Origin of the sequence: uncultured Nostoc sp. (genome assembly GCF_964245575.1) — a bacterium.
Classification (GTDB): Bacteria; Cyanobacteriota; Cyanobacteriia; order Cyanobacteriales; family Nostocaceae; genus Nostoc.
This window is the reverse complement of record NZ_CAXTNP010000296.1, coordinates 1-8,834: the sequence shown is the minus strand read 5'-3', so window position 1 is coordinate 8,834 and position 8,834 is coordinate 1. Positions and strand designations below refer to the sequence as shown.

Here is an 8,834-nt window from a genome sequence, read left to right as displayed (position 1 = left end):
TGCTTGAGTGCGAATTTCCTGAACTAACTTAGTTTCTTCGTAATTAGAGAAGGAGTAATAGTACCAGAGGTCATATTTAGTTAAGTCTTTTAGCTTGTCAAGCAATTTATTAGCCACTGACGCAATCACCGAGCGATTTCTCACTTCTGCAAGACACTTAGCCGCTAAAAACAAGTTGATAAACTTTTCTTGTTCCCCATCTTGCACCATTAAGTAATCAAGAATTTCACCAACAAACTTCACATCAATCATTCCCGCAATTAACAGCAATACCTCATGCCAAGTTTCATCTTGCCAGTGTTTGCCAAAAACTTCAGTTTTGAGATCCTCAATTGTAATACTGCGTTCCTTCTCAAACTTCCAGACAAACTCCCAAGCACAGAAATATTCTAAAAAAGTCCGATGCACAAAGGCATAGTAATCTGCACCCAAGAAACATAAAAGAAAATTGCGATCGCGCAGTTGTTTCATCAACCGTCTAGCTTTATCTCTGGCATCACTCACTGGTATAGTTTGCAGATATTTAGTGAAGATTGCTTCTAAATCATCCGCATAGATAATGTTGCCAGCTAAACCTTTTTCACTGGTTTGCATTTGATAAGCAACTTGACGCAACATTGCCTGTTTATCTTTATAATCAATAATTTCCAGACGTTCATCTGGCTTTAAATTGCGTCCCTCGTCCCAATTATGCAGCAGAACCTCGGAAGCCTCCTTATACAGTTCACTTCTATCTCTGGGTAATTCTCGCCTGAGATTGAGAATTGCCATCATGGTTAACAGCAGAGGATTTTGTGCAAGTTCGGCAATTGCTTTTGATTCATTAATTACTCTTTGTAAACGTTCTCGTTTGATATTTTTATCTCTTTCTTCCGCTTGACTAAAAGTTTTATCATGCCAGCGTTCGATAAAATCTTGAATCTGTGCTGGCTCTAAATCTTGCAACATGAAGTGGCGAAACTCTGCATCTCGCAATTGTTGCTGTTTATAGCCGATAATCCGAGAAGTGACAATTACCTGCACATCCGGATATTCATTAGTGAAGCGATGAATACTGGTAATTACTTCCTCCCGCTTCGCGGATTCAAAGATTTCATCCAAACCATCAAACATAACTAAAGCGTTACCAGCCTTTAGCTGCTCATGCAATTTGTGCTGATTCAGGTGATAAAAACAATTGGGACTGTTATGGTAAAATTGGAGAAAATTATTACAACTACCCGCATCGCGATCGCGCATATAATTGCGTAATTCAATCAGCAAAGGAATTGGCAGATGAAAATCATTCTGCTCAAGAGTTTTTTCTACCCAATCCAACGCTAGATATTGCAACAATGTAGACTTGCCGGAACCAGGATCACCTAAAATAACTAAATAATTTTTGCGTTGCTGATCTCGGACAACATCTAATACTGAACGGATTGGCTGCTCAAAATAATTGCGTTGATAACGTTCTGTTTCTTCTTGAAACTTTTCTATTTCAAATTCCGCATCTAATTGCTTACTTTCTTGTAGCCTGCGGAGATGTTCTTTAGGCAGTTCTGGTAAAACCTGATAAACTTGACGCACATTTAGCGGGATAAACATTTGCCATAAATTTACCGGATGTTCGCGGGATGTATTTTCTAAACTATCTAACTTCAGATTGCCGTAGCGTTCACGAATAGTTTCTAGATATCCAGACAAATTGAAATCTGCTGTAATAGTATCGCTTTGTTGATTATGTTTTTGAATAGCATCAAGTTTTTGGAGAATGAGAATATTACGTAACTCGTCTGATTCAGAGAGAATCTGTTGACATTTTCTCAAATAATTATCCGTTACTAATTGCCAGTTAAACTTAGCTGGCATAGTTGGTGATTCAGGATGATTCCAAATATTTGCAAGCGTTTGATAATCTAGAGAATCACAATCAGCTTCAAAAGCTTTACCCAGGATTTGTTTAACAGATTTGTTATATATAAATTGCTTGAGTGGTTTAGCAAATTTCTTAATGTCTTCGTCAGACACTCTGCGAAACCTTAACTCATCTTCCACTATTTGCAAAAATTCCTTCAGTGCCTTAATAATAGCCTTCTGAAGTGGTTCCTTTACAAATAGTGATGTCCCGACGTTGTTGAAGCGGTCTTTGAAAAAGTCTTTGGCATAATCTTTTGCTAAATCCTGTGCAAACTCTTCGTTGAGAATAGTCTTGACTAGGAGTCCGACAGCATTGCTTGCTATCCAGCCAATCAACCATTCCACCATAATACTCACGCCTGCTAAGTGCTTGATTACGAGTATATACACCAGTCTGAGAAATCTTTCCAGATTTCTGTGTTTTTAGGGAGTGCGAGTTTATTCATCCAAAACTTAAGATTATCTGGATTTATGGGAAGCGATCGCACAGCTGTGCGCCCTGAAGATTTGTTAAAAATAACTAATAACTGTGCATTGATATTAGGAGTAGTTTTATGGTTCTACAAGTTAACCCCATCCAAAAAGAACCAATTGTTACCTGGGAAGCACTTCCAGCCGACTTCATTTTACCAGACGATCCAGTGGAAAATATTCAACAACCCGCGATCGCTGCTGCGCTTACCGATGCTTTGGGAACCGCAGGGCGCATCCAGCCCCAAATGCTGATTGGCTCTAATTTTGGACTTGTAGCCACAGTCAACAAAAAAATTGTCGTTAAAGCACCAGACTGGTTTTATGTTCCTCAAGTGCAGTCTGTAGGAACAAATGTAGTTCGTCGCAGCTATACCCCGACTTTAGAAGGCGCTGCTGTGGCTGTAGTAATGGAATTTCTCTCAGACACAGAAGGTGGAGAACTATCAGTCCGTTCAACTCCACCCTACGGTAAACTCTATTATTACGAAAAGATTCTCCAAGTTCCAACCTACGTAACCTACGACCCTTACGAACCAAGCATAGAACTAAGGTGCTTGCAAAATGGACAATATACTTTGCAGCAAGCAGACACCAATGGACGTTACTGGATTCCTGAGTTAGAGTTATTTCTCGGAATTTGGCAAGGTGAAAGATTATGCCAAACCATGAATTGGCTGCGCTGGTGGGATACAGAAGGAAATTTGCTGTTGTGGAGCAGCGAACAAGCCCAACAAGAACGCCAACGTGCTGAACAAGAACGCCAACGTGCTGAACAAGAACGCCAACGTGCTGAACAAGAACGCCAACGTGCTGATATATTAGCAGCTAAGTTACGTGAGCTAGGTATTGACCCTGATGCAACGCCGATAGCGTAGCGGTAGCGAGTCCGCGAGCGTCATAACCCGTTGTAGACATCGCATAACCTCAAGGGATGCTGGGAATAATAATTTTGGGACATCAGCACCAAAATTCCATGAAACAGCAAAAAAATCAGTTCAGCCATCTTACTGCGATCGAAAGAAGTTATTTATCATTTCCGGCACAGCTTTTATTAAATCAAAACCTTCTCCAAGGCAAAATATTAGACTTCGGTTGTGGCTTTGGTAATGATGTTAAAATACTGCGCCAAAAAGGTTGTGATATTACAGGCTATGACCCTTATTATTTTCCAGAATATCCTCAGAATAAATTCGATACAATAATTTGCTTTTATGTTTTAAATGTTTTATTTCCTGAAGAACAAACTAATGTTCTTATGGAAGTATCACACTTATTAAAGCCAGGGGGTAAAGCTTATTATGCTGTTAGAAGGGATATTAAAAGAGAAGGATTTCGAGAACATTATGTCTATAAAAAACCTACCTATCAGTGTATTGTAAAACTTCCCTTTCCTTCAGTCATTTTAGATGAACATCGGGAAGTATATGAGTATGTCCACTATAATCATCAGCGAAATTCATCTAATTATTGTATATTTTGTAATCCCCATAAAACTCTCAAGCTTTTAACTGAATCAGCAACTGCTTATGCTATTTTTGATGGCTATCCAATAAGTAAAGGACATGTTTTGGTTATTCCCAAACGTCATGTTAGCAGTTATTTTGAATTACCATTGAAAGAGCAATCTGCTTGCTGGTTTATGGTGAACAAAGTACAAGAAATTCTCAAAACGGAATTTGAACCTGATGGCTTTAATATAGGAATGAATATCAATCGAGCCGCCGGTCAAAATATTATGCACGCTAGTATTCATATCATCCCTCGTTACAAAGGTGATACTGTTGGTTCTAAAAGTGGAATCAGGAACGTTATTCCTAAAAAACAATAGTTTTTTTTTACTGACAGCTTCCAGTAGCAAACCAGAATTTATAGCAAATACATAAATCTGAAAAGCCTGATTTTTCAGTCTTGTTGAAAATATTGCAAAATATTTCAGTTAATCCAGATTATCTGGATCTATTCCTAGCGCTCTTAATTGTTCTGTCAATTGTTGCACCCGTAGTTCTGCTTGTTGAGCGCGTTGTGTCTCTTGTTGAGCGCGTTGTGCTTCTTGTTGAGAGCGTTGTGCTTCTTGTTGAGCGCGTTGTGTCTCTTGTTGAGCGCGTTGTACTTCTTGTTTTATTTGTTCTGCGGGCGTGAGATACCGTTGTCCTTGCTCATCATACCAATACATCCATTCCCGCGTTACACCGCTATAATTTCCCCTTTCGCAACCAATTCCTAAGCCAATCTCTGGTAGCCAAACGGGGTTTCCCGCTTGCAATTCATACTTACCATTAACCAACTTATGTACTTCTAGATGCGGTTTGCGGCGACGACGAGACGAATAAATCACGTAATAAAGTACACCTAAAGCCTCATATTCATCCAATTTAGTAGTGTATTCCTTGCGATAATTTTGGGAAACTACTTCAAGCACGAAAATCGGTACAACATTTTCATCCCACAGCACATAACTGGGACGCAGTTCCTCATCATAAAACCGCTCTACCCCTAAGCTCAAAAATCCATCTGGCACAATGGGTGGTTTATCTGGGTGATAATAAATACCCATATCTATGCCAAATAACCAGTCCATGCGTTCTGACCAAAGTATCAGTAGGATAGCCTTCAGCAAGCCTGGTATCAATTCTTGCAGTTCATTATCCACAGGCGTTTCATCAGAGTCTGGTAGTTCCTCGGCTGAGGGCAAGTACCTTGGCAAGTTGTACTCTAACATGGCTGGTTTCCCCAAAACTCAAAGGATATTTCACTCTATTTGGCTCACCAAAATTATAGCGATTTCTCCGCAACTAGATCATTAGTTTACTAATGTATATTAAGTACTCTACTGACACTAATTGACAACTTTTAACTAGTAGACAATCTTAAATCTGCCGGAATCATGAGCAAGAAAATTTATTAGATGCCTAAATTCTAACTGTCACAATCCGATTATCTTGATGATGCAATGTTTTGCTTTGACTAAGGGATACCACTTATGGTATTGAGAAACAGCCAAGATTCGACAGATATAATAGTTACTCACTCTTTTGGTGGTTGTGCAGAGCATTGCCTCAGCTAAAGTTGCAGCCCAGCCAAGAATGCAGGCGTTTCTACCCCAATAAGAAAGTTGCTTAAGCTGATAAAATTTTGGTAACTCTTAACTATTAATAAATATATAAGTGTTTAGTGCTATTCATGCTTTATATTTAGCGACAGGGTGGTGCAAACAGCCGCTCATGTTCCAATACTTAGGAGGCAGTACCCACCGGGAGCAACTCATGCTTCGATACCATCAGCACGCAGCGTAAGTAAAGGTTAAGTTGATATTAAAACGAATAATTTTTGCTGAATTGCGACAGATAAAGACTAAACTAAAAAGTCTTGTGCAGCAAAACCTGTAGCTTTAAATGAAATAATCATGTCTAAGGTTCTTGTCTCAGATTCTATTGACCAAGCTGGAATTGACATTCTTTCGCAAGTTGCTACCGTTGATGTCAAACTAGGTCTAAAACCAGCAGAACTGATCGAAATTATTGGTGAGTATGACGCGCTGATGATTCGCTCTAGTACACGCGTCACCCAAGAAATTATTGAAGCCGGCACTCAGCTAAAAATCATCGGTCGTGCTGGTGTGGGTGTGGATAATGTGGATGTTCCGGCTGCCACCCGCCGGGGAATTGTGGTAGTCAATTCTCCAGAGGGAAATACAATTGCCGCCGCCGAACACGCGCTAGCGATGATTTTGGCTTTGTCTCGCCACATTCCCGATGCTAACGCTTCGGTGAAACGCGGTGCGTGGGATCGCAATAGTTTTGTTGGTGCGGAAGTCTACAAAAAAACTCTCGGTGTCGTCGGTTTGGGTAAAATTGGCTCCCATGTTGCGGCTGTAGCTAAGACAATGGGCATGAAACTTTTAGCTTATGACCCTTTTATTTCTACAGACCGAGCCGAACAACTTGGCTGTCAGTTAGTTGAGCTAGATTTACTGTTCCAGCAAGCAGACTATATCACCTTACACATCCCCAAAACCCCAGAAACCACCCACTTAATCAATGCCACAACCCTGGGAAAAATGAAACCCACAGCCCGGATTATCAACTGCGCTCGTGGTGGGATCATTGATGAAGTAGCTTTAGCAGCAGCTCTGAAAACGGGTAAAATCGGCGGTGCAGCCTTAGATGTGTTCGAGTCAGAACCACTGGGTGAATCTGAATTGCGATCGCTAGGTAAAGAAATCATCCTCACCCCCCACTTGGGAGCCTCTACCGCAGAAGCTCAAGTGAATGTGGCCATTGATGTTGCTGAACAAATTCGGGATGTACTTTTAGGACTACCAGCGCGTTCAGCCGTCAACATTCCCGGACTCGGCCCCGATGTGTTGGAAGAACTCAAACCTTATATGCAACTAGCAGAAACTCTAGGTAATCTAGTGGGACAACTAGCTGGTGGTAGGGTAGAAGTACTCAATATTCGACTGCAAGGGGAACTCGCAACCAACAAAAGTCAGCCTTTAATCGTCGCTGCCCTTAAAGGACTACTTCACCAAGCTTTGCGGGAACGAGTCAATTACGTAAATGCCAGCATAGAAGCCAAAGAACGCGGAATTCGGGTAATTGAAACCCGCGATGCTTCCATTAGAGACTATGCCGGAACGCTTCATCTAGAAGCCACGGGTACTTTAGGTACTCATTCTGTGACCGGCGCTTTGTTGGGTGAACGGGAAATCCACCTAACTGATGTTGACGGTTTCCCAATTAATGTCCCACCTAGCAAATATATGTTGTTTACCCTGCACCGGGATATGCCAGGGATTATCGGCAAACTTGGTTCCCTACTCGGCAGTTTTAATGTGAATATTGCCAGTATGCAAGTAGGTCGTAAAATCGTCCGTGGTGATGCGGTAATGGCTCTGAGTATAGATGACCCTTTACCTGAGGGCATTTTGGATGAGATTATAAAAGTCCCTGGTATTCGGGACGCGTATACAGTAACACTATGAGTGCTGAGTGCTGAATAATAAGTGCTGAGTGAAAAAAGTTAGGAGTGAATAGTGAGGAGTGAGAAGTTAAACAGGAGAACTCCTAACTCCTAACTCTCAAACTCATAACTCAGCACTCAGCACTCAGCACGGGCTAAACGCCCTGCTACCGCTAAAAGCACTGAATTATGGCAAACACCTGGTGGGAACTACAGATTTTATGTGAGCCAGACCTAGAAGATTCAATCTTTTGGCGACTGGAAGATTTTGGCTGTCGGGGAACAGCTAGTGAAAACAAAGGAAATTCATCTTTAGTCAGGGCTTACTTATCGACAATTCAAACGCAGTTGCTAGATTTGGCAGCGCTATCGCTGTGGCTGCGTCAAGATGCTCTCTGTGTAGGAGTTTCATCTCCCTCACTGCAATGGCAGTTAATTGATGAGGAAGATTGGGCGACTAGCTGGAAACAATATTGGCATCCGCAAGAAATAGGCGATCGCTTCCTAATCAACCCCGCTTGGCTACCATTACCAGAAACAACGGAACGCTTAGTGATTCGTCTTGACCCTGGTGTAGCATTTGGTACGGGCAACCATGCTACCACTCAGCTATGTTTGGAATCTCTAGAAATGCGGCTAAGTGAATTACCTCAATCCTTTGTGGGTACTAGTAGCAAACATGAACATCTGGTAATTGCAGATATTGGCTGTGGTTCTGGTATCCTTTCTATTGGGGCGCTGCTACTGGGAGCAGAGAAAGTCTATGCAGTAGATAATGACCCTTTGGCGGTGCAATCAACTATCAGTAATGGTGCTTTGAACGACATTAGTCCAGAACGTTTACTTCCAGCACTGGGAAGTGTAGACGTTTTGACAAAACTAGTTGAGAAACCAGTGGATGGTATCGTCTGCAATATTTTGGCTCATGTAATTATTGAATTGGTTCCAGAAATGAGTGCGATCGCTAAACCTGAAACTTGGGCAATCTTCAGTGGTATTTTACTAGAACAATCTAAAGCTGTTGCTGACGCCTTAGAAGAAAATGGTTGGGTGGTTGCTACCCTGTGGAAACGAAAAGAATGGTGTTGCTTGAATGTACGGCGTTCTTAACTTAGTAGGTGGTAGTGTACTGTGGCGGAAGTTTCTTGTTATTACCCACATTTTTGTAATAGTCATATCGTGCTAACCGACATCCCGCCCTGCACTGAAGTGCAATGCTGATAGCCGAAGTCCACTAAGCGTGGACTAAAATCATCTGCTCAGTCCGCTTTAGAGGACTTTAGCTATTTATTAGCTTTGGAATTTATTCCGAGCTTACAGCTATTTTCGGGTAAATAGACCACACGGTAAGGGCGCAAGGCCTTGCGCCTCTACAACAGATGTGGTTCAATACATGATTTCTGCTGTAATAGCAACGAAGTGGCGATAGTCAAGTCGCTTCTCAAAATTAAAAATTAAAAATATAAAATTAAAAATTGCAATCATTGTGGGCTGCTGAA

Annotated in this window: 6 protein-coding genes; 4 read left to right on the top strand and 2 right to left on the bottom strand. The window is 41.4% G+C overall.

Features of this window, described 5'->3' with window-relative positions:
* Positions 1 to 2,289 (bottom strand): NACHT domain-containing protein (locus ACFFAP_RS31865; protein ID WP_375514966.1); only part of this gene is annotated, 2,289 nt, incomplete at its 3' end.
* Between the two features lie 164 nt (positions 2,290 to 2,453).
* Between ACFFAP_RS31865 and ACFFAP_RS31860 the strand changes: the two genes are divergently transcribed.
* On the top strand, positions 2,454 to 3,248 hold the full coding sequence (locus tag ACFFAP_RS31860; protein WP_375514965.1) for a Uma2 family endonuclease: 795 nt from the start codon (positions 2,454 to 2,456) through the stop codon (positions 3,246 to 3,248).
* A 98-nt stretch (positions 3,249 to 3,346) separates the two neighbouring features.
* Positions 3,347 to 4,201, top strand: a complete 855-nt coding sequence (locus ACFFAP_RS31855; protein WP_375514964.1) for a bifunctional class I SAM-dependent methyltransferase/HIT family protein — start codon at positions 3,347 to 3,349, stop codon at positions 4,199 to 4,201.
* A 108-nt stretch (positions 4,202 to 4,309) separates the two neighbouring features.
* Here ACFFAP_RS31855 and ACFFAP_RS31850 read toward each other — a convergent pair whose 3' ends face one another.
* A complete protein-coding gene (locus ACFFAP_RS31850) occupies positions 4,310 to 5,092 on the bottom strand; it encodes a Uma2 family endonuclease (RefSeq protein WP_375514963.1) in 783 nt (260 codons plus the stop codon).
* Between the two features lie 684 nt (positions 5,093 to 5,776).
* Here ACFFAP_RS31850 and serA point away from each other — a divergent pair.
* Positions 5,777 to 7,357 (top strand): phosphoglycerate dehydrogenase, encoded by a 1,581-nt coding sequence (gene serA, locus ACFFAP_RS31845; protein ID WP_375514962.1) that lies wholly within the window; start codon positions 5,777 to 5,779, stop codon positions 7,355 to 7,357.
* A 167-nt stretch (positions 7,358 to 7,524) separates the two neighbouring features.
* Positions 7,525 to 8,445: a 50S ribosomal protein L11 methyltransferase gene (prmA, locus tag ACFFAP_RS31840; RefSeq protein WP_375514961.1), complete on the top strand. Its 921-nt coding sequence runs from the start codon at positions 7,525 to 7,527 to the stop codon at positions 8,443 to 8,445.
* Positions 8,446 to 8,834 lie beyond the last annotated feature (389 nt).